Origin of the sequence: Acinetobacter sp. AYS6 (assembly GCF_025630795.1) — a bacterium.
Lineage (GTDB): Bacteria > Pseudomonadota > Gammaproteobacteria > Pseudomonadales > Moraxellaceae > Acinetobacter.
Genome location: NZ_JAOTNV010000006.1, coordinates 90,461 through 115,825, shown reverse-complemented (window position 1 = coordinate 115,825; position 25,365 = coordinate 90,461). Strand labels below are relative to the sequence as shown.

Annotated in this window: 25 protein-coding genes and 1 tRNA gene; 17 read left to right on the top strand and 9 right to left on the bottom strand. The window is 36.7% G+C overall.

Going from position 1 to position 25,365, the window contains the following annotated elements; genetic code table 11:
• Positions 1-132 precede the first annotated feature (132 nt).
• On the top strand, positions 133-1,548 hold the full coding sequence (locus OD757_RS08835; RefSeq protein WP_263031613.1) for a purine-cytosine permease family protein: 1,416 nt from the start codon (positions 133-135) through the stop codon (positions 1,546-1,548).
• Positions 1,549-1,608: 60 nt separating this feature from the next.
• Here the strand turns inward: OD757_RS08835 and OD757_RS08830 are convergent, their stop codons facing one another.
• Positions 1,609-2,046, bottom strand: coding sequence for a PACE efflux transporter (locus OD757_RS08830; protein WP_263031844.1), 438 nt, complete (start codon positions 2,044-2,046; stop codon positions 1,609-1,611).
• Positions 2,047-2,135: 89 nt separating this feature from the next.
• Between OD757_RS08830 and OD757_RS08825 the strand changes: the two genes are divergently transcribed.
• Both OD757_RS08825 and OD757_RS08820 read left to right on the top strand, forming a co-directional pair.
• Complete coding sequence (locus OD757_RS08825) at positions 2,136-3,020, top strand: LysR family transcriptional regulator (protein ID WP_263031612.1); 885 nt, start codon at positions 2,136-2,138, stop codon at positions 3,018-3,020.
• A 1,176-nt stretch (positions 3,021-4,196) separates the two neighbouring features.
• Positions 4,197-4,273 (top strand) — tRNA-Ile (locus OD757_RS08820).
• A gap of 186 nt (positions 4,274-4,459) precedes the next feature.
• Here the strand turns inward: OD757_RS08820 and OD757_RS08815 are convergent.
• Positions 4,460-5,323 carry an iron-containing redox enzyme family protein gene (locus tag OD757_RS08815; protein ID WP_263031611.1) on the bottom strand — a complete coding sequence of 288 codons (864 nt, stop codon included), beginning with the start codon at positions 5,321-5,323 and terminating at the stop codon, positions 4,460-4,462.
• A gap of 278 nt (positions 5,324-5,601) precedes the next feature.
• On the opposite strand from OD757_RS08815, the gene OD757_RS08810 reads away from it, so the two are divergent.
• The 3 genes from OD757_RS08810 (at position 5,602) to OD757_RS08800 (ending at position 7,818) form a co-directional block, all read left to right on the top strand.
• A complete protein-coding gene (locus tag OD757_RS08810) occupies positions 5,602-6,174 on the top strand; it encodes a TetR/AcrR family transcriptional regulator (RefSeq protein ID WP_009388282.1) in 573 nt (190 codons plus the stop codon).
• Positions 6,175-6,361: 187 nt separating this feature from the next.
• Positions 6,362-6,907: a 1-acyl-sn-glycerol-3-phosphate acyltransferase gene (locus tag OD757_RS08805; protein ID WP_263031610.1), complete on the top strand. Its 546-nt coding sequence runs from the start codon at positions 6,362-6,364 to the stop codon at positions 6,905-6,907.
• A gap of 161 nt (positions 6,908-7,068) precedes the next feature.
• Positions 7,069-7,818, top strand: a complete 750-nt coding sequence (locus OD757_RS08800) for a YebC/PmpR family DNA-binding transcriptional regulator (protein ID WP_009388252.1) — start codon at positions 7,069-7,071, stop codon at positions 7,816-7,818.
• Positions 7,819-7,862: 44 nt separating this feature from the next.
• Here the strand turns inward: OD757_RS08800 and OD757_RS08795 are convergent, their stop codons facing one another.
• Positions 7,863-8,333: an Lrp/AsnC family transcriptional regulator gene (locus tag OD757_RS08795; protein ID WP_009388204.1), complete on the bottom strand. Its 471-nt coding sequence runs from the start codon at positions 8,331-8,333 to the stop codon at positions 7,863-7,865.
• Between the two features lie 344 nt (positions 8,334-8,677).
• On the opposite strand from OD757_RS08795, the gene OD757_RS08790 reads away from it, so the two are divergent.
• On the top strand, positions 8,678-9,991 hold the full coding sequence (locus tag OD757_RS08790) for a DcaP family trimeric outer membrane transporter (RefSeq protein ID WP_263031609.1): 1,314 nt from the start codon (positions 8,678-8,680) through the stop codon (positions 9,989-9,991).
• A 53-nt stretch (positions 9,992-10,044) separates the two neighbouring features.
• Here the strand turns inward: OD757_RS08790 and OD757_RS08785 are convergent, their stop codons facing one another.
• The 5 genes from OD757_RS08785 to OD757_RS08765 all read right to left on the bottom strand — a co-directional run bounded on the left by OD757_RS08785 (position 10,045) and on the right by OD757_RS08765 (position 14,612).
• Positions 10,045-10,788: an amino acid ABC transporter ATP-binding protein gene (locus tag OD757_RS08785; RefSeq protein WP_009388231.1), complete on the bottom strand. Its 744-nt coding sequence runs from the start codon at positions 10,786-10,788 to the stop codon at positions 10,045-10,047.
• A gap of 13 nt (positions 10,789-10,801) precedes the next feature.
• The gene (locus OD757_RS08780; RefSeq protein ID WP_263031608.1) at positions 10,802-11,479 is read right to left on the bottom strand and encodes an amino acid ABC transporter permease; all 678 of its coding nucleotides are present in this window, start codon (positions 11,477-11,479) and stop codon (positions 10,802-10,804) included.
• Between the two features lie 2 nt (positions 11,480-11,481).
• A complete protein-coding gene (locus OD757_RS08775; protein ID WP_263031607.1) occupies positions 11,482-12,324 on the bottom strand; it encodes an amino acid ABC transporter permease in 843 nt (280 codons plus the stop codon).
• A gap of 93 nt (positions 12,325-12,417) precedes the next feature.
• Positions 12,418-13,311, bottom strand: coding sequence for an amino acid ABC transporter substrate-binding protein (locus OD757_RS08770; protein WP_263031606.1), 894 nt, complete (start codon positions 13,309-13,311; stop codon positions 12,418-12,420).
• Between the two features lie 536 nt (positions 13,312-13,847).
• A complete protein-coding gene (locus tag OD757_RS08765; RefSeq protein ID WP_263031605.1) occupies positions 13,848-14,612 on the bottom strand; it encodes a glutathione S-transferase family protein in 765 nt (254 codons plus the stop codon).
• A 343-nt stretch (positions 14,613-14,955) separates the two neighbouring features.
• Between OD757_RS08765 and OD757_RS08760 the strand changes: the two genes are divergently transcribed.
• The 8 genes from OD757_RS08760 to ychF all read left to right on the top strand — a co-directional run bounded on the left by OD757_RS08760 (position 14,956) and on the right by ychF (position 23,438).
• Positions 14,956-16,191, top strand: coding sequence for an SfnB family sulfur acquisition oxidoreductase (locus tag OD757_RS08760; protein ID WP_263031604.1), 1,236 nt, complete (start codon positions 14,956-14,958; stop codon positions 16,189-16,191).
• 12 nt (positions 16,192-16,203) lie between these two features.
• On the top strand, positions 16,204-17,427 hold the full coding sequence (locus OD757_RS08755; protein WP_263031603.1) for an SfnB family sulfur acquisition oxidoreductase: 1,224 nt from the start codon (positions 16,204-16,206) through the stop codon (positions 17,425-17,427).
• Entirely contained in the window at positions 17,427-18,839 is a 1,413-nt protein-coding gene (locus OD757_RS08750) for an LLM class flavin-dependent oxidoreductase (protein WP_263031602.1), read from the top strand. The genes OD757_RS08755 and OD757_RS08750 overlap by 1 nt, the downstream gene beginning before the upstream one ends.
• A 14-nt stretch (positions 18,840-18,853) precedes the next feature.
• Positions 18,854-19,684 carry a MetQ/NlpA family ABC transporter substrate-binding protein gene (locus OD757_RS08745; RefSeq protein ID WP_263031601.1) on the top strand — a complete coding sequence of 277 codons (831 nt, stop codon included), beginning with the start codon at positions 18,854-18,856 and terminating at the stop codon, positions 19,682-19,684.
• Between the two features lie 13 nt (positions 19,685-19,697).
• A complete protein-coding gene (locus OD757_RS08740) occupies positions 19,698-20,531 on the top strand; it encodes a MetQ/NlpA family ABC transporter substrate-binding protein (protein WP_263031600.1) in 834 nt (277 codons plus the stop codon).
• Between the two features lie 5 nt (positions 20,532-20,536).
• Positions 20,537-21,613, top strand: a complete 1,077-nt coding sequence (locus tag OD757_RS08735) for a methionine ABC transporter ATP-binding protein (protein ID WP_263031599.1) — start codon at positions 20,537-20,539, stop codon at positions 21,611-21,613.
• Positions 21,594-22,253 carry a methionine ABC transporter permease gene (locus OD757_RS08730; protein WP_263031598.1) on the top strand — a complete coding sequence of 220 codons (660 nt, stop codon included), beginning with the start codon at positions 21,594-21,596 and terminating at the stop codon, positions 22,251-22,253. Before OD757_RS08735 ends, OD757_RS08730 begins: the two co-directional genes overlap by 20 nt.
• A 93-nt stretch (positions 22,254-22,346) precedes the next feature.
• Positions 22,347-23,438, top strand: coding sequence for a redox-regulated ATPase YchF (gene ychF, locus OD757_RS08725; RefSeq protein ID WP_002050104.1), 1,092 nt, complete (start codon positions 22,347-22,349; stop codon positions 23,436-23,438).
• Positions 23,439-23,483: 45 nt separating this feature from the next.
• Here the strand turns inward: ychF and OD757_RS08720 are convergent, their stop codons facing one another.
• The gene (locus tag OD757_RS08720; RefSeq protein WP_263031597.1) at positions 23,484-24,005 is read right to left on the bottom strand and encodes a DUF962 domain-containing protein; all 522 of its coding nucleotides are present in this window, start codon (positions 24,003-24,005) and stop codon (positions 23,484-23,486) included.
• Positions 24,006-24,097: 92 nt separating this feature from the next.
• Between OD757_RS08720 and OD757_RS08715 the strand changes: the two genes are divergently transcribed.
• The gene (locus OD757_RS08715) at positions 24,098-24,805 is read left to right on the top strand and encodes a Crp/Fnr family transcriptional regulator (protein WP_263031596.1); all 708 of its coding nucleotides are present in this window, start codon (positions 24,098-24,100) and stop codon (positions 24,803-24,805) included.
• A gap of 171 nt (positions 24,806-24,976) precedes the next feature.
• Positions 24,977-25,303, top strand: coding sequence for a hypothetical protein (locus OD757_RS08710; protein ID WP_263031595.1), 327 nt, complete (start codon positions 24,977-24,979; stop codon positions 25,301-25,303).
• Positions 25,304-25,365 lie beyond the last annotated feature (62 nt).

The following is a 25,365-nucleotide window of genomic DNA, read 5'->3' as shown; positions in this document are numbered from 1 at the left end:
TTTAGCTCCCACAGCTTCAAAAACTATTTGATTCTTTTTAAAATTACTTGTATATACATGTTTGTATTTGTTTGTACAAATGCACACTTAATAAAAATATAGAGCGGACTCTTAAAGGACAAGGAGAGTGAAATGGACTCATCGGCTGGGAAACCAAATCGTAGTTTTATTGAAAACCGAAGCATTGACTTTATTCCAGAAAATGAAAGACATGGCGGAGTATTTGCTCAATTCACCCTCTGGTTTGGTGCCAACTTACAAATCACGGCTATTGTGACGGGTGCACTAGCAGTTGTATTAGGTGGTGATGTTTTTTGGTCGATTATTGGTTTATTGGTGGGACAGTGTTTTGGTGCTGCTGTCATGGCTCTCCATGCTGCTCAAGGTCCTAAACTTGGCCTTCCCCAAATGATTTCAAGTCGTGTGCAATTTGGGGTATATGGTGCGTGTATACCGATCATACTCGTTTGTCTCATGTACATTGGTTTTACCGCAACTGGTGAAGTACTCGCGGGTAAAGCCATTGCCCATCTAGCACATGTCAGTAATACAACTGGCATCTTAATTTATGCTTGCTTTATTATCTTATTTGCAACGATCGGATATCGTTTAATTCATTTGGTAGGCAAAGTAGCCAGTATCATTGGTTTAATTGCTTTTATTATTATTCTGACTCAAATTTTAGCACTTTCTGACTTTTCAGAACTCTTAGCAATACGTCATTTCAGTTGGTCTTCATTCTTGTTAGCAGTTTCACTTTCTGCTTCTTGGCAAATCTCTTTTGGGCCTTATGTTGCAGACTACTCTCGCTATCTTCCAACCAAAACATCTTCATCTCGTGTTTTTTGGGCCGTCGGCTTAGGTTCTTTAATTGGCTCACAAATTTCCATGACCTTAGGCGTTTTGATTGCTCAGGTTGCAAACGGGAATTTTGTTGGAAATGAAGTGCAATATGTTGTAGGTATGAACCCAATTGCCCTCGTGGTGACCTTTTTATATTTTAGTATCGCTTTTGGCAAAGTTACTCTGACAACCTTAAATGCTTACGGTAGTTTTATGTGCATTGCTACGATTTGGAATAGTTTCAAATCGACAAATCAAATCTCAAAAATAACAAGATTATTCATTGTTCTTGCCATGGTGGTGATCTCGACCTTTATTGCAATTATAGGCGAGCACACTTTCTTAAGTGCCTTTAAGGCATTTATTTTGTTTTTACTCACCTTTTTTATTCCTTGGAGTGCCATTAATCTTGTTGATTACTATTTTATCTCTAAAGAAGAATGTGATGTAGATGCACTCTATGATCCAAATGGTAAATATGGCCGTTGGAATCGGATTGGTATTACCTGCTACTTCCTAGGTATTTTGATTCAACTTCCATTTATTGATAGTAAATTCTACACAGGTCAAATCGCAGCAATGTTAGGGGGAATCGATTTATCATGGCTTGTAGGACTTATCTCTACTGCCTTGATTTACTACATTTTCGCCAAAAAAGCTCAACTAAAGTTGTCAAAGCAATTAGTCATTGACCAAATCAAATAGCAAAACTAAATAAGCTATCAAAGTCGAATACCTTGATAGCTTACTGCTGTAATTTGAAGGCTATTCTTGTAGTGCTTTACTCTGTGCTGAAATAGGTAGCCCAAATAATTTATCAAAGCACCAATTAAAGATAAAAGTGTAGATCGGAATAATGATAATAAAGGCCAGATCTAACCAAAAGGCAGCAATGAGTGAAATATCCATCCACCATGCAATAAGAGGAATCAAAAATAAAACTAAGGTAAGTTGAAAACCGATAGCGTGCCCAACCCTACGCTTAACCGTACGGATATTACTGCTTTGTCTAGCTTCCCATTTCTCATACAAAATATTGTAGATAAAATTCCAAGTTACAGCGATGGTCGTAATCATGACAGAGAGTGGTCCTGTATGTTCCACACTATCACCTGCCAAAATAGCTAACCCTACTGATGAAATAATCATTCCAATGACTTCATAAAAAGAAACATAGACAATTCGACGTTTTACACCTTGCATAATCAACAAACTCTGCTTCATTCTTTATATTTTAATTTCAGTCAAAATCATATATAAAGTTAATAGCTTTCAGTTCAACTGATATCAAAATGAATTTTAACAGTGAAAATATTGTACTCTTCATCACAGTACTAGATACGGGGTCTTTCTCTGCGGCTGCCCGTAAACTAAATCGAGTCCCTTCAGCCGTAAGTATGGCCGTTGCCAATCTAGAAGCAGAATTGGGTTATATCTTATTTGAACGTACCCCTCGCAAAGTTATTCCAACCGCTACAGCATTAGCTTTGGAACCTCAGGCACGAATTATTTCTGAACAGCTTAGGCTATTTAGCACTCATGCCCATGAGCTTTCTTTAGGGCTTGAAAGTAAATTACGTATTGGTGTGGTCTCAGATGTAAATACCAAATTATTATTCTATTCAATAAAAAAATTAGCTGATAAATTCCCCTTACTTAATATTGAGGTTATTACGGCCCCTCAAGATGACATCGTCAATTTACTTTATACGGAAGAAATTAGTCTTTGCTTAGCTGGCTCAGACCTAAATATAAAAATGCGTGAAAATCTGCAATTGGTCATGACTGAAACAGTAGTTGCCACTATTTCATCTAGTCATAGTCTTGTCCAAGAAAAAACAAAGCAGCTGTCTATTGAAGAGTTAATCAATATTAGACAAATTGTAGTGGCGAGTAGTGACCATGAAATGACAGATTCCCGTTCAATTATTGGTGCAATGTACTGGAAAACGAATAGTCTCCAAACAGCAATTAATATGGTTGAAGCAGGGCTTGGTTGGGGGAATTTCCCTTTATCATTAGTACAAGAAAAAATCGATCAAGGTCATTTAGTTCTTTTAGATTTTAAAAATACTAAAAATCACTTACCTCTCTCCATTTACTTAATTTGGCTTCAAGATCGCCCCCTATCTAAAGCAGCTCGAGAACTCATCCAAATTATTCAAGAAAATTTATAACTTTTATGCTTTAGTTCTGAGCACACCTGATCTCTTTTTATAGTTTTATTTCTGGTTATATACTTACTTTAAAAATTGAACTTAGTGTTCTGCCCTATTTTTCTCAATATTACAGAAAGCAAAAAGCCTACTTAAAAAAGCAGGCTTTTTACTGTATTTCAGGACTAAGCAATAGTTTTTTATTTTGGAAAAATACATTTATACTTTATTAAAACCTAGCATTTTAGTCAAGAATAAAATTAATAAAATACAATCATTTGTACTCTATGTGAAGACTATCACGTTTTAAGTTTTATATAGAAAACACATGAGTAAAAGAAAGAAATTTCGATAATAAAAACTCCCAACTTTTCCACTAAAATTGCTAATTTTTTAATCAGATAGATTATAAATAGATTTATTATTTTTAAATAATTTGAATTTTAATACTCTATGTATAATTCTACGTTCCTATTTAGTCTTCTAAGAATTGAAGAAATTCCTTAATCAACAGTAAAATAAAATTAATCCTGTAAATATTATCATTTTTTATTCTTGCTCTTAGAGTATTAATTATGTGTTCTAACTTAACCATTCGAACAAATTTTTTAACTTTTATTCATAAATTTATTACAGTTTTTATTAAATTATAAAGAAATATTCTCATTATATAAATAGGTCTCAATATCCCAAGAGAGTTAGTAACTCTATAAATATAATTTTCTGAATTATTTTTATTATAAACTCCTTCATAGACATTATTTAAATAATATCGATCGAAATTTATAAATTGTGCGTAATATATTCACAAATCAGCTTATCCTCTACTATTTTCAGTAAGCTTACTTAACCTAATATTTTCAGCATTATTCAAACAACCTCTCGTTATGGTTATATTTTAAGCAATTTGTAGTTTAAAAGAATTAATGTTTGAACCACATAGCCAATTAAAACTATATCAATATAAACTTCTGGCTGGAGTAAGTTCTAATTGATCGATAAATAACTTAGTTCACTTTACTCGTGAAGTACTCATGCGCTAGAATCACGTTCGCTTGTAATATTTAACCAAAATAACACAATATTTTTTGAGACTACTAGGTGTCTACTTTAGAAAATGACTTGTGTTTAATTAAAAAATTGATTAGTATTGCACGCACTGAAAAGCCTTGAGATTAAAAGCTTTTCTGACTTATAGGGCCTATAGCTCAGTTGGTTAGAGCAGCGGACTCATAATCCGTTGGTCCACAGTTCAAGTCTGTGTGGGCCCACCAAATACAAACCCCATAAACCAAAAAGTTTATGGGGTTTTTTAATATGTATTCAAACAAAATATGGTTCACCGTTATAAATAATACTTAAAATTTAATTATCAAATTTTAAAATATATTTTTATTTCCAAACTTTAACTTTTTTTAAAATAATTTTTCTTCTTGTGCTGAATATTTCTATTCCATCAATTAAGCTAAGATTTGCTTGCGCTTAAGTTCTGTATGTTCTAATTGAGCATCCCAAAATTTTTCCCATAAATCACAATACTCTAAGCATAACCTTTCGATATAGTTATAATCTTCTTCTGTGCAAGCTTGCATCAAGACATACCATAAATCTTCTTCATGATCATCATCTGCGGCTTCGGCACTTTCATCTTCAGAAATACCATGTACATGATAATAACCACCACCTTCAACCTCTAAACCTACGGCTTTCGTCGCTTTACGTAAAGGTGGACTATAAAGAATGACCTCTTCTTCTGCGACTGCCAATAAAGCTGAAACAGCTTTATAGTCATCATAAGCATTTTCTAAAAATACTCTAACCTGATCTGCAATTTTAGTCGGCTGATAAGTCAGACGATCTTCTTCCGTAATACCGAAATCATTTAATACGTCTTCAAATAAAGGATAGTGAGCATATTCAGGATTTCCCTGATAATAACCATCTTTGTCTAAACCTGGACGAAATCCAAACTCATCAAAAATATTTAGGCTTAAAAGAAAACGCGGAAACATTTTCGCGCCAGCATGCAATCTTGGCTCTAATTGTTTAGTCTGAAACTGAGCCATGAGCAATGCGTCGGTAAAGGTTTGCACAATTGCATGGCGATATTCCAAGTGAATTTTTTTTAAATTTTCTTTATTAATTTCTCCATTATTTAAAATCTCAATTGCAGGATGATGTGACACTGCATGTTTAGCAATTTTTGCTCTTAAACTAGTCAAAAAGTCTGAATTTTTTTGCCATAGTTCGGCTGAAATGCTTTGCTTCATTCCTGCGAGTGCTTTCTTTCTTGGATTATTAAAATTTTCAAATTTCTTAGGCATATTCACTCTCGTTAAACTTATTGAAGCCTGATCGTTTTTTACATATTTTATTATAAAAACAATGACTTAAATTAATATTTAAACATGTTCCCTCTTCAATCAATATTAGAATTAAAATCTTACGAAATCAAATATAAAATTAAAAAAAACTTTAGTTAATGATAATCATTATCACAATATAAACTTGAATCAAATCCCTTTTTTTATTATGATAATTGCTATTAAAATTTTAATTTTTTAGATTAAGTTATAATTAGTTCGAACTATATGGAATAGTAATGTCAAAAAAAGAAGATATTATAAATACTGCTTTAAATTTATTTAATCAGATTGGCTACAATGCTACTGGTGTGGACCGTATTATTGCTGAATCTAATGTTGCAAAGATGACATTTTATAAATATTTTCCTTCAAAGGAAAATTTAATTATGGAGTGTTTGCAACATCGAAATGTAAATATTCAAAACTCAATTAATGAACAATTAAGTTTACGTCAAGATGCTAACCCACTTGAGAAAATTCATATTATTTTTAATTGGTATATTGAATGGATCAATAGTGAAACATTTAATGGGTGTTTATTTAAAAAAGCATTTATTGAAGTATCTAAACAATATACTTCAATTCGTGAACCATTTTACGAATATACGAAGTGGCTGACGAATTTATTAAAAGAACAGCTCACTCTATTAGGTATAGAAAACCCTACCCCACTTACTCACATCATTATTTCTATTATTGATGGGATGATTATTGATGGAACAACAGATAAGACACTGATTAATGCTGAAAAAATTTGGCAATATATTAAATATTTAATTAATGAAGAGATACCTCAGCCGGTATCTTAAATATTAAAATTATCTAAGTCTATTATTTTAATATTAGGTTTGAAAGAAAAATAAAAAGAACTTTTTAAACCTTCTATAGCTTAGATAAGCTTAATTTTTAATGCTCTACTTTAGCTTTCATAATTTCTCTAGGCTTTTTTACAAACTCATATTAGAATCCTGAAAATTTATCACCTTGCACTGATCTATGAAAAAATTTCTAGGTAACTCTATCTTTAAAGCCGCTGGTTGGACCTATAATGTAGATCCAGAAATTCTTGAGAAAAAACAAGTTATTATTGGCTTTGAACATACCTCAAACCTAGATGCAGTGCTATCTATTGCTCTCTTCCAAATTTTAGACATCAAGATTCATACTTTAATAAAGAAGGAACTTTTTAAGGGTCCTCTTAAACCAATTTTAGAAAAACTTGGTGGCATTCCCGTTGACCGTAAAGCGAGGAAAGATATTGTTTCTCAAATGGTTGAGCAATTTCAGAACCATGAAACTTTTAACTTGGTTATTGCTCCGGAAGCTACTCGTGCAAAAGATGGCTCTGAACGCAAACCTATCCGTACAGGTTTTTGGCATATTGCGAAAGCAGCTAATGTTCCGATTGTACTCATGTATGCCAATGCGCGAAGCAAACAAGGCGGGATTCTAGGCAAAATTTACCCAACAGACTTACAAAAAGATTTGGAAACCATTAAAGAGCTATATGCGCAATTTGACATAGACGTCAAAATTAACTAAATCAAATTGGACTTGATTCGGCCTAATCTCACTCATTAGGCCAGAAGCTTATTATTCTGATTCAATTGGCTAACAAAACGCAGGGCAACAGTTTTCAACAAAACCAAGCCTATGCTAATATTCCAGCACTTTTGCATTTTCTTTTTTTGGAGTTCACGTCCATGGCGGGTCATTCTAAATGGGCCAATATTAAGCATCGTAAAGCGAAACAAGATGCAAGTCGCGGTAAAGTTTTTACTAAATATATTCGTGAAATTGTGACTGCTGCCAAACTTGGCGGTGGAGATGCTGCTAGTAACCCTCGTCTGCGTGCAGTAGTTGAAAAAGCTCTTTCAGTTAACATGACACGTGACACCATCAACCGTGCCATCCAACGTGGTGCCGGCGGTGAAGATAATGATGATTTAAAAGAAGTAACTTACGAAGGTTATGGTGTTGGCGGTGTTGCTGTTCTTGTTGAAACAATGACAGACAACTTAAACCGTACAGTACCAGATGTACGTCACTGTTTTAGTAAAACAAATGGTAACTTAGGTACAGCCGGTTCTGTCGCTTACCTATTTACTAAACGTGGTGAAATCACTTTTGAAGATGTGTCTTTAGAAGACAAGATCATGGAAGTTGCTTTAGAAGCTGGCGCTGAAGATATTGAAATTTCTGAAGATCAAATTTTGGTCATCACTTCACCAGAAACTTTTGGTGAAGTTCAAGATGCTCTTACTGCTGCTGGTTTAAAATCTGACAACGCAGAAGTGGTTATGAGTCCATCAACCAAAGCTGAAATTAATGATGTTGATCAAGCAAAACAAATTCTTAAAATGATTGATATGTTTGAAGACCTTGATGATGTGCAAAACGTTTATACTAACGTTGAGTTCACAGATGAAGTTTTGGCTCAACTTGATGCCTAAATCAAACATTTGAATTAAAAAAACGCACCCAATGGTGCGTTTTTTTATAGTTTATTGAGTAAGTTATAACAGTTAAAAACTTTATATTCTTTAATCACAAAGCTGGAATGCAAAGCAACTACGTTGTCAATTTTTCCAATACGTCTTAATAAAATTTCACTGTAGTCATCCATGTTGCGCGCTACAAGTTCCAAAATAAAATCGGCACTTTGCCCTGTCACTAGAAATGCATTGGTCACTTCTGGAATTGCTTCTATTTCTGAAAGAAATTTATCAAATGTTTCAGTGTCATGTTTACTCAATGAAACTTGCAATAAAATATGCAAGGTAAATCCGAGTTTACTAAAATTAATTTCCCTTTTGAGCTGCCCCATAACGTTGGCTTCAATTAGATGCTTAATCCGGCGATGCACGGAACTGACTGACAGATTGATCCGTTCTGAAAGTTCATTCAAATTTAAGTCTTCATGAGACAAAATTTCTAGAATTTGTTTATCAAAACGGTCCAACTCCATTGTTATCTCCAGCCAGAATTTTACAGTGAGGACAGTATACCCTATACAACTCCACTGCATTTAAAATACAAAGGTTTAAAAATAGCTAAAACGTTTATTTCTTTTACACATTTTATTGCAGTCATGCATTTTAACCGTGCAAATAGTGGAGCATATGGCGCATTTTAGAGAGTCAATTTCACACTCTCATTTATTTTTTTCAATATTGGCTCTTACTCACACTACTATTTGAAGATAAGCCAATGATAATCATAGATATTTGACTATTTTTCTAAATTCTTAAAGTTGGCATTATTATTGTTATGTATTTGCAGGAAATTTTTTATCCATGTCGGGGAGCTCCTGTGAATAAGATCAAAACATTAGTACTAGCTATGAGTACTTTAGGCGTAACTAGCGTGACAATGTCTGTACACGCAGCCACAGATGCTGAAGTTAATGCATTACGTAATGAAGTAAATGATTTAAAACAACTCGTCCAAAAACTATCTGATCAACAAAAAACAGCTTTATCAGTCAGTGCTCCAGCTGCGCCGCCTGTAATACCAGCTCCTTCTACCACTCCTGCATCAAAACCAGGTTGGATGGCTATGGCTGATGGGCAAACCCAAGTTAAGCTTTATGGTAATGTCCGGGTAGATGCGACCTATGACTTTAAAGGTTCAAATGGAAGCATATCAAATGCAGCGAACTACCCTTTAAACAAAGATGATCCAAGACAAGATTCATTAAATGTATCTGCTGCAACTTCACGAATTGGTTTAGATATTACTCGACCTACTCAATATGGAGATTTAACCGGTAAAATTGAAGCCGATTTTATGGGGGGAAATGGCGACAATGGCAATGGTACATTCCGTGTTCGCCATGCCTATATGTCTTTAGGCAAATGGTTAGCCGGTCAAACGACCTCACCTTTTGTAAATACTGATACATCGCCAGAAACACTGGATTTTACTGGTGCAGTTGGAACAGGTACTACGCGTACGGTACAGGTTCGTTACACTCAACCGATTAATGCCCAACAGAAAATATTAGTTGCTTTAGAAGGTGGTGATGTTGAAAAAGTGAGTAATGCTGCTGGTGGAAGCCGCTTTCCTGCATTAACGACACGATATGACTTCAAAACTGCAGACAATAAAGGACTATTTCAATTACATGGTCTTGCCCATGAAAACCGTGTAGCACCCAAAGATAGCGCTTCTGAAGAAAAATTTGGTTGGGGTCTAGGCATTGGTGGTAAATATGATTTAACTCCTCAAGATAGCTTGGTGGCTAATTACTATCATGTTAAAGGAGATGGCCGCTATTTATCTTATAGCAATTCTGCTTATGCCTATGACACAACAACACAGGACATTAATTTAGGTGAATTTGATAGTGCTGTTATTGGCTATCAACGAAAATGGAGTCCGATTCTCCGCTCTACTTTTGCAATAGGCGGTATTCAATATAAAGATGATAGCGTCTATGCCAACAGCAATTTAACCAGTACCAGCTATAACAAAGAAATTTATAATGCCTTAGTTAACTTAATCTGGAATCCAGTTAAAAATATTGATTTAGGTGCAGAATATACATATGGCCAGCGAGAAACTTTCGCGGGTGATAAGGGTGATTACTCGCGGATCAACTTATTGGCAAAATATAATTTCTAAAAATTAGATGTAAAAAAAGAGCCTTTAAAAAGGCTCTTTTTTTATTAACAGTATTAGTGCATAGCTTGAATTTTTTCTAAGAAAAGTTTAGCGCGCTCGTGACGAGCATCTAAATTTTCAAAAAATTCATGGGTTGGGCAGTCTTCTAAAATCTTACCTTCATCCATAAAAATTAAACGGTTAGATACTCTTTTAGCAAAACCCATTTCATGTGTAACACACATCATGGTCATGCCTTCATGTGCAAGTTGCACCATCACTTCAAGTACCTCACCGACCATTTCTGGATCAAGTGCAGAAGTTGGCTCATCAAACAACATACAGATTGGGTCCATGGACAAACCACGCGCAATTGCTACACGCTGCTGCTGCCCACCAGACAATTGACCCGGAAACTTATCTTTATGCGCAAGCAAACCTACACGCTCTAAATATTTCAGACCTTTTGCACGCGCATCGGCAACTGAACGTTTTAACACTTTAACTTGAGCAATTGTTAGATTTTCCAAAACAGTCATGTGCGGAAAAAGTTCAAAGTGTTGAAAGACCATTCCCACTCGTGAACGGAATTTAGCAAGATCTGTTTTTGGGTCTTTCAGAGAAACACCATCAACAATAATATCGCCTTGCTGAAATGGTTCTAACGCATTTACTGTTTTAATGAGTGTTGATTTTCCTGAACCAGACGGTCCGCAAACAACAACGACATCACCTTTTTCAATACTCGTCGTGCAATCTGTTAAAACCTGAAAATCACCATACCATTTAGAGATATGTTGGATGTCTATCATTGGCATTTAAAATCTCCAATTAGCGAATGATGGCAATTTTTTTCTGTAAGCGTTTGACTAATTGCGACAGCACAAACGAACTACAGAAGTACACTACAGCGACGATCAAATAGAATGTTGCTTTCGTTTCAGGACCATAAGTATTAGCTAATGTATCTGCACGACCTAAAAAGTCCGGTGCACTAATTACATAAACTAATGAGATGTCCTGAAATAAAATAATTGTTTGAGTTAACAATACTGGGAGCATATTGCGAAAGGCTTGAGGTAAAACCACATAGCGCATTGATTGACCATAGGTAAAACCTAGCGCATAACCTGCATTTACCTGACCTCTTGAAATAGACTGTATCCCTGAACGTACAATTTCCGAGAAAAATGCAGCCTCAAAAATAGCAAAAGTCACAACACTCGAGAACAACGGTCCCCAATATGTATCCGATTGAAACTCAAATATTTTTGGCAATAAAAAGTAGAAAATAAAGATGACCTGAATTAATGGAATACCACGAAACAGATCGACATAAAATTTTGCGAAATTACTTGCGATGGCATTGCTTGATAAACGCATCATTGCCAATGGGGTCCCGATTAGGATACCGCCCAGCATCGCCAATACAGTCACAGTAAGGGTAAAAACAAAACCTTCTTTGAGTGCCGCGATCACGTCAGGATTATGTAATAAAGAAAAATCCATAATTACTTCCCTCCCGAACCTAAGCCAGGTACAGCCATTCGTTTCTCAATCCATGCCATGATAAATTTAATGCTATACGTAATGATTAAATAAACAGGTGTAGAGAGAATAAGAATAATGATGTCCTGAGAAGTTTCTTCGCGCATGGTTTTTGTATAAGCGAAGAAGTTCAAAACACTCAAAGCATATAAAACAGCTGAGTTTTTGAAAACGTTCATTGCTTCAGAAGTAATCGTTGGCCAAACAGTGCGATATGCAACAGGTAAAATGACATAACGATAGCTTTGCGCAGTGGTAAAACCTACTGCGGAAGCAGCAAATTTTTGTCCTGTTGAAACAGTATTAATACCGGCACGTATGTGCTCAGATACACGCGCAGCCGTGTAGAGACCTAATGCAAAAACACCAATAACCGCAGGTTGCTGATTTAAAATATTTTTCCACCATCCACCAGCAACTACATCCCCACTACCTGCACTTAAGCTGTCCGGTAAAAATTCCGGAAAAACAAATGCCCAGAAGAATAGCTGCACAATAAGTGGAATATTACGGAAAATTTCAACGTAACAATTGCCAATAAATGCGAGAGGTTTGCTGGGTAATGTACGAATTACCCCTAGGAGAGAACCTAATAAAAATGCGATAAGAAAGGCTATAACAGCTGTCCAAACCATAGTAAAGACGCCTGAACCTAACATTTGTAACCATGTGGGCGCTTCTGCATGAGCATTGTAGCTTGAGCTACCAATTACTCTACAGACTGATTCTGCCCATGCGGCTTTATCGACACCATATTCATTAGACTCCGCACAGAATATAGTCCAGTTTAGCGAGCCGACTGACATGTTTGCCCCTTAAATGAATATCTTTAGGAAAATAGACCGCTTAAGCAAGTGAGCTTTCACTTGCTTAAGTAAATTTAGGACAAAAAGATCTTGTTAGATCCCTACATCTGTTGGGTGAGCTTTTAATTTTTTATAAGATGAACTTTGTGGCATGTTCAAATTTGTATTTTTTGGTGGAATTGGCGATAAGAACCACTTCTTATATAAAGCGTCCATTTGACCAGTTTTCCATAAATTATTTACAGTACGGTCAGCAATAGCTTTAAATTTCGTATCACCTTTAGCAAGCATAATGCCATAAGGCTCTGATGAAAGGACCGGACCAACAATCGCAAAAGCTTTAGGTGTAGAAGACTTAGCTACCAAGCCAGCTAAAATATTATCATCCATAACAAAAGCAGCAGCGCGACCTGATGCCATCATGGCAAAAGAGTCAGCATGATCTTTACCATAAATATTCTGAACATTAATTGCCTGACCTTTCTCATTCATCTTAATGTATTTATCAGATGTGGTGCCTTGAGTGGTAACAACTGCCTTACCATTTAAATCTGCCAAACTCTTAATACCAGAGTTTGCTTTAACTGCCATACGTACTTCTGTCGCATAGTAGTTTGTTGAGAAACCAACTTGTTCTTGGCGTTGTTTAGAGTTTGTGGTCGTACCACATTCCATATCGATATTGCCTGCTAACAGCTCAGGAATACGCGTTGATGACGTTACTGCCTTGTACTCAACTTTTAGCCCAGGCATTTTCAATTCTTTTTTAATGTCATTTGCAAACTGGTTACAGATATCGACTGCATAACCTACTGGTTTACCTGCAACAACATATGAAATTGGGTCAGAAGATTCTCGGTGGCCAATGACGATTTTTCCGGTACTTTTAATTTTAGCTAATGTATCTGCTGCCTGAATTTGAGAAGTAGCACCAACCGTACAAAGCATAACTGTTGAAATAATGAGAGAGGTTGCAGAACGTTTCATAAGAACTCCTTGAGGATCATTCTCTCTATTTATCTATAGAATCATTCATATAGAGCAATAGAGTGATTTATTATTAAATTGCAATTATCGCGCCAACTTTTCTAAGTAGGACACATCCATTTGCTTCACTTATTTTATTCAATCTGTTTTGCAGAATTAATACCTTTAAAACTGCTCACATGTTTCTACTTTAATCTATGTTTTAATCTTCTGTCTATTATTAAGCTCATCTATTTACACTTAAATGTGGCAATTATTGATTACAATGTAAACACATGCACAATAAAGTGGCTTAACTTCAGCTAAAAACTGTTTTTAGAAAAATTATATTTTGTGAAAAATCATAAAAATTAAAATTATTAAAGATTTAGCTAAATATTAAATTCATATTGTAAAAAGCAGCTTAAATATCAAAATAATATATACAAATGGTTTAATAAAAATCATTTAGAAAATTGATAGTAATATTTAGTTAAATGAGTGAACTGAGAAATATTACAAAAATGCCCTGAGAAAATCAGGGCATTTTATAAAATTTAAATTCCTCGCCAATCTACGCGCGCGTTTCTTTCGGTTTGATATATTCTTAAAACATATTGGCCTAGAGGTAAATCAAGCAAATATTTTTGATAGTTGTTCCATTCCTCAGAAACTTCTTCAGCTTCTTCCCGCTCCCATGGCGTGCCTTTCACTTCTAAGAGTGGGGCAAGCATCGAACAGACTGAAATATCAGCAAGACTTAATCGATCTCCTACCATGTAGCGCGCTTGATTTTCTATTAAATAGTGGTTTAATTCATTGATGAGTTCGTCCATCTTTTCTTTGGACTGCCCCACCAACTCCTCTTCAAGCTTATAGTTTTTCTTTACGAGTGTTTTGAGAAAAGGTTTGGATATTTTTTCAAACTGACGTAAATAGCCTTGCTCACCCATCATAATTTCTAAAGCATGGTCCCCTTGGGCTAAATTATGTGCTAATGCCCAACGGCGCACATGTATACCTAGCTCATCAGCCAAACTATCAATTTTAAGGGTTTGTTGTCTAAGTTGCTCATCGCGGCGTAAAAGCGCGTGTTCTGGGTAGGTATCATCCAGATAAAGTGCAATTTTGGTTGATTCAGCGATCCATTGATGGTCATCTTTCAAAATTGGCAGTAAATTTTGCCCTGTTTTGAGTTGTGCAAAAGCACGATGAAACCCTGGAATCAAGTTATGAGCCACATAATCAAGTTCTTTATGGTCTAACAACCAGCGAGCTTTTTCACAATAATGGGACAAAGGAAACTGATACAAAACCCGCATAAAATCTCCACGTTTATTTTTATTTGACTATTTGTACAAAAATGGTCGATGGTAAGTAGATACTTTAAAAGCTATTTTTATTTAAAACAATGGATATTGTGCTCATTTTTTGCTGACAGTCGGGTCTAGTTTTTTATATCTTTTTTTACCGTACTTATTGCTCTTTTTCATATTAAAATTAATTTTATTATTAATTTTTCGCATGAAAAATTAAGTTATTGATTTATATTAATTTTCAATATCTTTATTTCTCTATTAAAAATCAAAAAAATTGCTTTGCACTTTATTTCATAAGCTGTGCATAAGTCCTCGTTTAGTGGAAAAATATTTCTTTTGTAAGGTAATGACAGCAATACAAGGTGTCATTATGTCTAATTCTCTATCTAAAACGACGGCATACGTCCAAATCATTCAAAATGATCAACAAGCCATTAACGCTGCTTATCAAGTGGCGGATTATGCTTTAGAGGGTCGTAATACACGTGATCAACAACGCTTGTTACCTCATGAGCAAATCGAAAGCTTTAGCCAAAAAGGCTTAGGTGGTATTCGCATTGCAAAAAAATATGGTGGAGCTTTCGTTTCCAATAAAACATTAGCACACGTTTTCCGTATTTTGAGTAAAGGCGATGCGAATGTGGGTCAAATTCCACAAAATCAGATTAGCCTTTTAAACCTGATTGAAATCATGGGTACAGAACAACAAAAACAATTTATCTTTTCAGAAATATTAGCTGGGAAACGTCTGGCTAACGGTGGCCCAGAGCGTAATACACATGACTCAAAAACACTAAAAACCACGCTTACCATTGAAAACGGTAAATACATTTTAAACGGTGAAAAATTTTATTCGACTGGAACAAGTTTTGCGCATTGGCTCGCAATTAAAGCGGTTCATCCCGAAGGTCATATTGTTTTAATCATTGTTAACCGAGAAGCTCAAGGTATTGAAGTCATTAATGACTGGAATGGTTTTGGGCAACGTACGACAGCGAGTGGTACAGTTAAATTAAATCAAGTTGAAGTTAATCCGGAACTCATTTTTGATGAACGCTTATTGACACAAACCCCTACCTATCGCGGTGCTTATTCTCAGTTATTACAAGTTGCTATTGATGTCGGGATTGCAGAAGCTGCATTTGATGACACGTTATCAACTATTCATAAAGCACGCCCAATTATTGATGCAAATGTTGAAAAAGCCAGCTTTGAACATTACACCCTGCAAGAAGTAGGTAAGTTAAATATTTTGCTCGATGCTGCAATTTTACTGCTTGATGAAGCTGCTGAATATTTAGATGAACTTGACCAACTTGAAAATGTGACTGACGAACAGGTAGCAAAAGCTTCGATCTTGGTTGCCGAAGCGAAAGTCTATGCCAATGATGCGGCTCTACAAATCTCTGAAAAATTATTAGAACTGGGCGGTAGCCGTTCAAGTTTAAGCCAACATAATTTAGATCAACATTGGCGAAATGCCCGTGTACATACTTTACACGACCCTGTTCGCTGGAAATTACATGCCATTGGCAATTATTACCTTAATGGTCATTTCCCTGCCCGCCATGCCTGGATTTAAGGAGAAATTGTCATGACTTCATATCAATCGGTTCAAACCAAACAAACATCGGCATCAGGCCAAGCACATATTATTCAAAATGATGCGGAAGCTTTAGAAATTGCAAAACAATTTGCTGAGCAATTTAAAAAAACTGCAGTTGAGCGAGACTCTAAGCGAATTCTACCGTATACCGAAATCGATGCTTTGAGCCAGTCTGGTCTTTGGGCAATTACAGTGCCAAAGCAATATGGCGGTGCTGAAGTTTCAAGTCATACTGTTGCTAAAGTGATTGCACTTTTAAGCGGTGCAGATGGTTCAATCGGACAAATTCCACAAAACCATTTCTATGCTTTAGAAGTGTTACGTAATACAGGCACAGAAGCTCAAAAACAACGTTTATATGGCGAAGTATTAAATGGCACTCGCTTCGGTAATGCACTTGCTGAGTTTAAAACTAAAACTTCAACTCATAAACAAACTAATATCCGTCCACATAAACATGGGTATTTGATTCAGGGTGAAAAGTTTTACTGCACAGGAAGTTTATTTGCTCACCGTATTCCAACCTTAGTTTTAGATGATGCAGGCCGAGAGTATTTAGCCTTTGTAAAAAGTGGTTCACAAGGATTAAAACTTGTTGATGACTGGTCTGGCTTTGGGCAGAAAACCACAGGTAGCGGTACGGTTAAATTCGATCAGGTTTTTGTAGATGCAGATGATGTTATTCCTTTTGATACTGCATTTTTACAACCAACCTTAGTTGGTCCTTTTGCGCAAATTATGCATGCATCGATTGAGGTAGGCATTGCACGCGCAGCCTTTGAAGAAAGCTTGCAAAGAGTGCATCAAGCGCGCCCATGGATTGATTCAAATGTAGAAACTGCAAATCAAGATCCTTTGACAATTTATGAGCTAGGACGCATTGCCGTAGATATACGGGCAAGTGAAGTGTTATTAAAACAAGCGGCTCAATCAATTGATGCCGCAAAAATTGAAACCACACCTGAAAGCATTGCAAAAGCTTCAATTGATGTGGCCAAAGTGCGTGCTCATAGTACTGATATCGCACTCAAAGCATCGTCTAAGCTGATTGAACTTGCAGGAAGCCGTGGTAGTCAGTCACAAGATGGTCTAGACCGTTTCTGGCGCAATGCCCGTGTACATACGTTACATGATGCCGCACGATGGAAATATTACTTTATTGGTAACTATGTTCTTAACGGTGTTCTACCACCTCGTCGGGGGACATTGTAATGACAAATTTCAAAGCAAAAGAAATTTTACTCAATGCCTTTGATATGAACTGTGTTGGTCATATCAATCATGGCTTATGGACACATCCACGTGATGAATCACACCGCTTTAATGAACTGAGCTATTGGACAGAACAAGCCAAAACTCTAGAAAGTGGTTTATTTGATGGTTTATTTATTGCGGACATTACAGGTGTCTATGACGTCTATCAAAATGGTATTGAGCTGACTTTAAAAGAGTCCATTCAGCTTCCAAGCCATGACCCGTCTACACTCATTTCAGCAATGGCAGCAGTCACTCAAAACTTAAGTTTTGGAGTCACTGTGAACTTAAGCTATGAGCATCCGTATCAATTTGCCCGCCGTTTTGCGAGTCTTGACCATTTAACTCAAGGTCGTATTGGCTGGAATATCGTTACGGGTTATCTAGATAGTGCTGAACGCTTAATTGGTCAAAAAGGTTTAAAAGACCACGATGCTCGCTATGAACAAGCCGAAGAATTTTTAGAACTTTGCTATAAATATTGGGAAGGTTCATGGGAAAACGACGCCGTTAAAAAAGATAAATTACAGCGTGTTTTTACAGACCCATCTAAAGTTCACACCATTCACCACCACGGCAAATATTATCAGAGTGAAGGTGTGTTTCAGGTGTCGCCTTCTGTGCAACGCACCCCAACACTGTTCCAAGCTGGTGCTTCACCCAAAGGAATGCAGTTCGCTACTCGCCATGCTGAGTGTGTATTTATTGGCGGCGACAAACCCGACAAAATACGCGAACAAGTGAAAAAGATTCGTGCTCTTGCAGAACAACAAGGCCGTTCAGCGGATGACATTAAAGTCTTTGTCGGTATAACCGTTGTTGTTGCCGAAACACATGATCTCGCTGTACAGAAACTTAATGAATATCGTCAGTATGCAAGTCCTGAAGCTGGCTTAGCGCATTATGCGAGCTCAACTGGTATTGACCTAAGTAAGTTTGCCGATGATGAAGCGATTCCTTACCAAAAAAGTAACAGCATTGTTTCGATTACCGAAAAATTTAAAGAGCAACAAATCACGAAAAATGACTTAAAAGCTCAGCATGTTTTAGGTGGTCGTTATCCCCTCATCGTGGGTAATGGCGAAGAAGTTGCTGAATACTTAATTCATCTTTTAGATGAAACCGATATTGACGGCTTTAATTTGACACGTACTGTCGCGCCGGAGTCTCACCACGACTTTATTCGCTTGGTCATTCCTGAGCTACAACAACGTGGTCGCTATAAAACTGCATATAAAACGGGTTCACTGCGGAACAAAATCTTTAATCGGGGTGACCAATTACCAGAACAACACCCTGTTCAAGCCTTCCGATGTAGTCCCTATAACAACAGCAAAAACTTAACAAAAATTGAAGAAATAACTGCCTAAATTTGGAGATAGACATGGCTCAAACAGCCTCTAAAAAATGGCTAGGCGTAGGCTTAGTCGTTGTAGTCCTTTTTGTTGCTTTATTCTTTTGGAATAAACACCGTCAAAGTGGCTCAAATGAACTTGTGATTGGTATTAGCCCCCCATTTGCAAAAACTTTACAAGCTGCCGCCGATGAAGCAAAGCAACAGGGTTTAAATGTAAAACTGGTTGAGTTTTCTGACTGGAATACACCAAACATTACTTTAAATCATGGGGATATTGATGCGAACTTTTTCCAGCATCAACCCTTCTTAGACAATGCAATTAAAGAAACTGGCTTTAAATTAAAGGCATTTGCAGTAGGTGCAGCATCACATGTGGGACTTTATTCAAAGAAGTACAAAAGCTTAGATGAATTGCCACAAAATGCACGTGTAGTCATTCCAAATGACCCAGTGAACCAAGGTCGTGCCCTACTACTTTTACAACAAGCTAAATTAATTACGCTTAAAGATTCAAACAATCATTTATCTGCACTTAAGGATGTGGTTTCAAACCCTAAAAACTTGCAATTCATCGAGGTTGAAGGACCACAAACTGCTCGTGCAATTGATGATGTTGACTTGGCTTTTGGCTATCCACATTACTTACGTTTAGCAAAAACAGCTGACCCTAATAGTGCGCTTTTACTTGATGACAATACCAATAAACGTTATGCAATTTTGTTTGTAGTGCGTGATGACTATCAGGACAAGGGCGATAAATTAAAGAAATTTGTTGATATTTATCAGAACTCACCAAAAGTTAAAGCTGTATTAGATGCTGAGATTGGGCCAAAACTTTGGTTCCCTGGCTGGAAGTAATAACGGAAAGATTATGGCTATTCAGTTCAAACAACATAAGCCTTGGTTACTCGGAACTACGATTTTAATCGTAGTTCTGGGCCTCATCGGTTACTGTTATATTAAAAATAAACAAGCCGATGATGTTTTAACTATTGGCATTAGCCCACCTTATGCTGAACTGCTACAAAGCGTGGCCGATGAAGTTGAAAAGCAAGGCGTTCATGTCAAGCTTGTTGAATTTTCTGATTGGCGAGCACCAAATGTTGCCGTACAAAACGGCGATATTGATGCAAACTTCTTCCAGCAAAGCGTATTTCTACGTAATGCTGTAAAAGAAACGGGTTATGACTTACATGCATTTGCCGTGGGCTCAGGAAGTCATGTGGGTTTATATTCAAAAAAATATAAATCACTTAAAGACTTACCTTCACAAGCACGTGTTGCTATTCCAAACGATCCCGTCAATTTAGCCCGTGCTTTAATTTTATTGCACCGTGCAGGTTTAATTCAGCTTAAAGACATTAATAATGAACTTTCAACCACTCAAGACATTACTGCTAATCCTAAACAGCTGAGCTTTGTTGAAGTTGAAGGCCCTCAAACCGCACATGCATATAACGATGTCGATTTAATTTTCGGCTTCCCCCACTACTTAAAAATGGCAAAGGTAACCGACCCACATAGTGCATTATTTTTAGATCCAATCGATAAAAAATATGCCATTTTGTTTGTGACCCGTCGCGATTATCAAGACAAAAACCAAAAACTCGCAACCTTCGTTAAAGCTTTCCAGAACTCAAAACAAGCGCAGAATATTCTGGATAAAGACTTTGGCCAAGGTATGTGGTTTCAAGGCTGGAAATAAGGAGAATGACAATGGTGAGTTTTGGATCACAAGTTGATTTTTCTCTACCTCATATCAAAATTCGTGGTTTAAATAAGTTTTACCAATCGCAAGATCAAAAACTGCATGCTTTAAAAGAAATTAACCTTGATGTTCCCCAAGGTAAGATTTTAGGCATTATTGGTAAAAGTGGTGCAGGAAAATCTTCCTTACTTCGTACATTAAATGGTTTAGAACAAGTAAATACTGGTAGCATTCATATTCATCAACAAAACATTGCTGAATTGAGCCATTCCGAGCTTATTCAAACCCGTCAAAGAATTGGAATGATTTTTCAACATTTCAATTTAATGTCTGCAAAAACGGTCTGGGAAAATGTGGCATTGCCTTTAAAAGTTTCCAATTACAACAAAGCAGATATCAACCAACGTGTAAATGAGGTTCTAGCTCTCGTAGGTCTTGCAGATAAATCTAACTATTATCCATCACAACTTTCTGGCGGACAAAAGCAACGTGTTGGTATTGCACGCGCACTTGTTCACCACCCAGAAATTTTACTGTGTGACGAGGCAACCTCAGCACTTGATCCAGAAAGTACCGCTACTATTTTGGCTTTACTTAAAAAGATTAATCAGGAACTCGGTCTAACCATTGTACTCATTACTCATGAAATGCAGGTCATTCGAGAAATTTGTGATCAAGTCGTGGTAATTGACCAAGGTGAAATTGTTGAGGCTGGGCAAGTCTGGTCTGTATTTTCACGACCAGAGCAACAAATTACTCAAGAATTGTTAAACCTTGAGCAGATCACGCTGCCTTTTAAAATCAGTCCTCTACCCGATGAAGATTCGACTCATATTATTGTAAAACTGAAATATGAGGCTGAAGCCCAACAGGTTCCGGATATTCAAGAACTACTTGCTAGATTTAAAGCACCCGTCAATTTATATCAAAGTCAGGTCGATACTATTCAAGGCCACATTATTGGCTCACTTTTAGTCGGTATTCCTAACGTAGAAATTGATCTTTCATCTATACGACAAGATGCATCAACCGCAATTGCACAATTTGAGGTACTTGGCTATGCACGACCAGCTCATTGATTTATTAATTACTGGAACTGTAGATACCTTACTCATGGTAGGTGCATCTGCTTTCATTGCTTTCTTAATTGGCTTACCTATTGCTGTTGTTTTAGTTAGCACTTCTGAGCACGGCATTCACCCGTCACAAAAGGTTAATCAAGCTTTGGGTTGGGTCATTAACATTACTCGCTCAGTACCTTTTCTTATTTTAATGGTTGCACTCATTCCACTTACTCGCTGGATTGTAGGCACAAGTTACGGTGTATGGGCAGCTATTGTTCCATTGACCATTGCGGCAATTCCTTTCTTTGCCCGTATTGCAGAAGTCAGCTTACGTGAAGTAGATCAAGGCTTAATTGAAGCAGCACAAGCAATGGGTTGTAATCGCAAGCAAATTATTTGGCATGTGCTTTTACCAGAGGCTTTGCCGGGTATTGTAGCGGGCTTTACCGTAACTATTGTGACCATGATTAACTCCTCTGCGATTGCTGGTGCTATTGGTGCAGGTGGTCTAGGAGACATTGCTTATCGTTATGGCTATCAACGTTTTGATATGCAAATTATGTTGGCTGTGATTTTTGTATTAATTGTTTTGGTGATGTTAATACAAGCCACAGGCGATGCATTAGTCCAGCAACTTGATAAACGTAAAGTTTAAACTTAACAGAACCCTGCTCTAGCCATGACTTTGTCATGGCTTTCATGTAAAATCAGCCACAATTTTTAATTTACACATTTGTGAGTGGTTTTCATGGGTTTTAATTGCGGTATTGTTGGTCTGCCAAACGTAGGGAAATCTACCCTTTTCAATGCATTAACGAAAGCAGCAATTGCAGCGGAAAACTTCCCTTTTTGTACCATTGAACCAAACACAGGTATTGTTCCTGTACCAGATCCACGTTTAGACAAACTTGCTGCGATTGTTAAACCTCAGCGTATTTTGCCAACCACCATGGAATTTGTGGACATTGCAGGTCTTGTTGCTGGTGCATCAAAAGGTGAAGGCTTAGGTAACCAATTCCTTGCTAACATCCGTGAAACTGATGCAATCGCTCATGTTGTACGTTGTTTCGAAGATGAAAACGTGATTCACGTAAATGGTAAAATTGATCCATTAGACGACATCGCAACTATCAATACAGAGCTTGCACTTGCAGACCTTGAAACTGTTGCTAAAGCAATTTTACGTTTAACTAAAGTTGCTAAAGGCGGTGATAAAGAAGCTGTAGCAACGAAAGCAGTTTTAGAAAAAATCCAACCTTTACTTGACGAAGGTAAACCAGCTCGCGCGGCTGATTTGTCTGATGACGAACGTAAATTAGTTCGTGGTTTTGGTTTAATGACTTTAAAACCAACCATGTATATTGCAAACGTTGCAGAAGATGGTTTTGAAAACAACCCACATTTAGAAGCAGTTAAAAAACTTGCGGCTGAAGAAAACGCAATTGTTGTTCCTCTTTGCAACCAGATCGAAGCTGAAATTTCATTATTAGAAGATGAAGATCGTGCTGAATTCTTAGAAGCAATGGGCATGGAAGAACCTGGCTTAAATGTGGTTATTCGTGCAGGTTATGCGCTTTTAGGTTTACAAACTTATTTCACTGCCGGTGTACAAGAAGTACGTGCTTGGACAGTAAAAGTTGGCGCAACCGCTCCTCAAGCGGCTGGCGTAATTCATACTGACTTCGAAAAAGGCTTTATCCGTGCTGAAGTTGTTGCATATGATGACTTCGTACAATACAACGGTGAAAACGGCGCTAAAGAAGCTGGTAAATGGCGTTTAGAAGGTAAAACTTACGTTGTTCAAGACGGCGATGTAATGCACTTCCGTTTTAACGTATAAGTTAAAGCTCAAAAAAAGCCCCATCATATTGGGGCTTTTTTATGTTTAATGACTTAAATCCATCGCCTCTCGTTTACTGCGCGCCTCTTGTAAAATACGCGCATGCAAAGGTTTTCTAAAACCTAGCATAAATATAAATTCTGCCAATACAAATAACGGCCCAATCGCAAGTCCAATTACATCATCAACAAAGGCAGGTTTTTTCTTTTCAAAATAATGCCCAACAAACTGAAAGACCCACCCCACCACAAAAAAACCAATACTTGCCGTTAACCATTCTCCCAAAGATAACTGCGCAATTTGGCTCGCCAGTGGATACACAGCAACTAAAAGAATCAGCATGAGTAAACCAAAAACTTTATCTAAAATGAAATAATAAATTGAACTCGCTGCAATCAACACTATAGCTAATGACAGTTTAAAATCGCCAATATCGACTCCAGCTCTCGCAGTTAAACATAAAATTGAAAACACGATGAGTGGAATACCAATAAAATGCGTCAAAATATTTTTATGATTTAAGTGATAAGCCGCATATTTGCTAAGCTGTTGCTCCAGATTTGACATGAGTTGTTCCCTATTCATCAACATATAGTCATACTGTACAAATAAGGAAAACTTAAAGTTGTCAGCTATTTGACAAAGTAATGATTTTTTTCATGGATGGCCCAATATTGGACATTATTTATATTAATCGATTAAAAGAAAACACATGGTTTAGTGCGCTACCAGAAACATTCCAAAACTTTATTCTAGAGCACGGTAAGCAAATAACCTTTGAAAAAAATAGCTATATTTTTCGTGCCCAAGATGTGTTTGATGGCATTTATACCGTGCTTGAAGGCTCAATTAGCTTGGGCTATGTCGACGTAAATGGTAATGAAGCGCTTTCTGCAATTGCTGAGCCAATTATGTGGTTTGGTGAAATATCCCTGATTGACCACGAACCGCGCTCACACGATGCGATTGCTTTGAAAAAAAGTACGGTTTTGCATATTCCGGCGAAGCCCTTAAATGAGCTACTCAAAGAAAACCCTTATTACTGGTACTATTTTGCACGTTTAACAAGTCAAAAACTCCGATATGTTTTCTTAGAGCAGATTGCTATACAAACACGTAGTATTTCTCAAAGGCTTGCTCAACGTCTTCTTTTTATTTTAGGAGGTTACGGCAATCATATTCTCATTCAAGATCATCATATTCATATTTCTCAAGAACAATTGGCAAATATGCTGACCACATCCAGACAGACAATCAATCATGAGTTGAGCCTGCTCGAAAAACAGAAAATCATCAAAATTGCTTTTAGAAAAATTGAGATTTTAGATATTGAGAAATTGAAAGTGGTTGCTCAAGCCCAAGCATAATTCTTATAAAAGCTGCTATATGATAAAAACTTAAAACTAAATTAAAAAAATAGATAACGCTGCAAAACAACACATTGTTCAAACTCTATTTCACAAAATAAATGTTTTAAAGCAGATATTTTCACCTTACACTCAAGCTGAGCAATAATACTCAACAAGGCGCTGATTAACATGAAAAAATTATCAACAATTCTAACAGCAGGCGTATTGGCTATGTTAAGTGTTTCGGCATTTGCATGTCCAAAAGGAACTCAATTACAAGGCGGCACAGGACCAAATCATAAAGGCGGAAAATGTGTTGCTGCACACGGCAAAGCAACTGTTAAAAAAGAAGCAGTAAAAGCAAAACAAGATGTTAAAAAAGATATGACTGAACAAAAGCATGATGCCATGATGAAATCTATGCATGCTCAACATGAATCACAGCAAATGACTCATCAAATGAAACAAGATGCAGTGAAAACTGCAAACACAGCTAAAGCCGCGACGAAGCCGTAATTCACATTCACTCATTATCGTTTAAAAGCAAAAAAGCGAGATTGATCATCTCGCTTTTTTAT

Excerpts from the sequence above, each read along its gene's own strand:
- OD757_RS08835 (WP_263031613.1), top strand. The coding sequence starts at position 133 with ATGGACTCATCGGCTGGGAAACCAAATCGTAGTTTTATTGAAAACCGA.
- OD757_RS08830 (WP_263031844.1), bottom strand. The coding sequence starts at position 2,046 with ATGCAAGGTGTAAAACGTCGAATTGTCTATGTTTCTTTTTATGAAGTC.
- OD757_RS08825 (WP_263031612.1), top strand. The coding sequence starts at position 2,136 with ATGAATTTTAACAGTGAAAATATTGTACTCTTCATCACAGTACTAGAT.
- OD757_RS08815 (WP_263031611.1), bottom strand. The coding sequence starts at position 5,323 with ATGCCTAAGAAATTTGAAAATTTTAATAATCCAAGAAAGAAAGCACTC.
- OD757_RS08810 (WP_009388282.1), top strand. The coding sequence starts at position 5,602 with ATGTCAAAAAAAGAAGATATTATAAATACTGCTTTAAATTTATTTAAT.
- OD757_RS08805 (WP_263031610.1), top strand. The coding sequence starts at position 6,362 with ATGAAAAAATTTCTAGGTAACTCTATCTTTAAAGCCGCTGGTTGGACC.
- OD757_RS08800 (WP_009388252.1), top strand. The coding sequence starts at position 7,069 with ATGGCGGGTCATTCTAAATGGGCCAATATTAAGCATCGTAAAGCGAAA.
- OD757_RS08795 (WP_009388204.1), bottom strand. The coding sequence starts at position 8,333 with ATGGAGTTGGACCGTTTTGATAAACAAATTCTAGAAATTTTGTCTCAT.
- OD757_RS08785 (WP_009388231.1), bottom strand. The coding sequence starts at position 10,788 with ATGCCAATGATAGACATCCAACATATCTCTAAATGGTATGGTGATTTT.
- OD757_RS08780 (WP_263031608.1), bottom strand. The coding sequence starts at position 11,479 with ATGGATTTTTCTTTATTACATAATCCTGACGTGATCGCGGCACTCAAA.
- OD757_RS08775 (WP_263031607.1), bottom strand. The coding sequence starts at position 12,324 with ATGTCAGTCGGCTCGCTAAACTGGACTATATTCTGTGCGGAGTCTAAT.
- OD757_RS08770 (WP_263031606.1), bottom strand. The coding sequence starts at position 13,311 with ATGAAACGTTCTGCAACCTCTCTCATTATTTCAACAGTTATGCTTTGT.
- OD757_RS08765 (WP_263031605.1), bottom strand. The coding sequence starts at position 14,612 with ATGCGGGTTTTGTATCAGTTTCCTTTGTCCCATTATTGTGAAAAAGCT.
- OD757_RS08760 (WP_263031604.1), top strand. The coding sequence starts at position 14,956 with ATGACAGCAATACAAGGTGTCATTATGTCTAATTCTCTATCTAAAACG.
- OD757_RS08755 (WP_263031603.1), top strand. The coding sequence starts at position 16,204 with ATGACTTCATATCAATCGGTTCAAACCAAACAAACATCGGCATCAGGC.
- OD757_RS08750 (WP_263031602.1), top strand. The coding sequence starts at position 17,427 with ATGACAAATTTCAAAGCAAAAGAAATTTTACTCAATGCCTTTGATATG.
- OD757_RS08745 (WP_263031601.1), top strand. The coding sequence starts at position 18,854 with ATGGCTCAAACAGCCTCTAAAAAATGGCTAGGCGTAGGCTTAGTCGTT.
- OD757_RS08740 (WP_263031600.1), top strand. The coding sequence starts at position 19,698 with ATGGCTATTCAGTTCAAACAACATAAGCCTTGGTTACTCGGAACTACG.
- OD757_RS08735 (WP_263031599.1), top strand. The coding sequence starts at position 20,537 with ATGACAATGGTGAGTTTTGGATCACAAGTTGATTTTTCTCTACCTCAT.
- OD757_RS08730 (WP_263031598.1), top strand. The coding sequence starts at position 21,594 with ATGCACGACCAGCTCATTGATTTATTAATTACTGGAACTGTAGATACC.
- ychF (WP_002050104.1), top strand. The coding sequence starts at position 22,347 with ATGGGTTTTAATTGCGGTATTGTTGGTCTGCCAAACGTAGGGAAATCT.
- OD757_RS08720 (WP_263031597.1), bottom strand. The coding sequence starts at position 24,005 with ATGTCAAATCTGGAGCAACAGCTTAGCAAATATGCGGCTTATCACTTA.
- OD757_RS08715 (WP_263031596.1), top strand. The coding sequence starts at position 24,098 with ATGGATGGCCCAATATTGGACATTATTTATATTAATCGATTAAAAGAA.
- OD757_RS08710 (WP_263031595.1), top strand. The coding sequence starts at position 24,977 with ATGAAAAAATTATCAACAATTCTAACAGCAGGCGTATTGGCTATGTTA.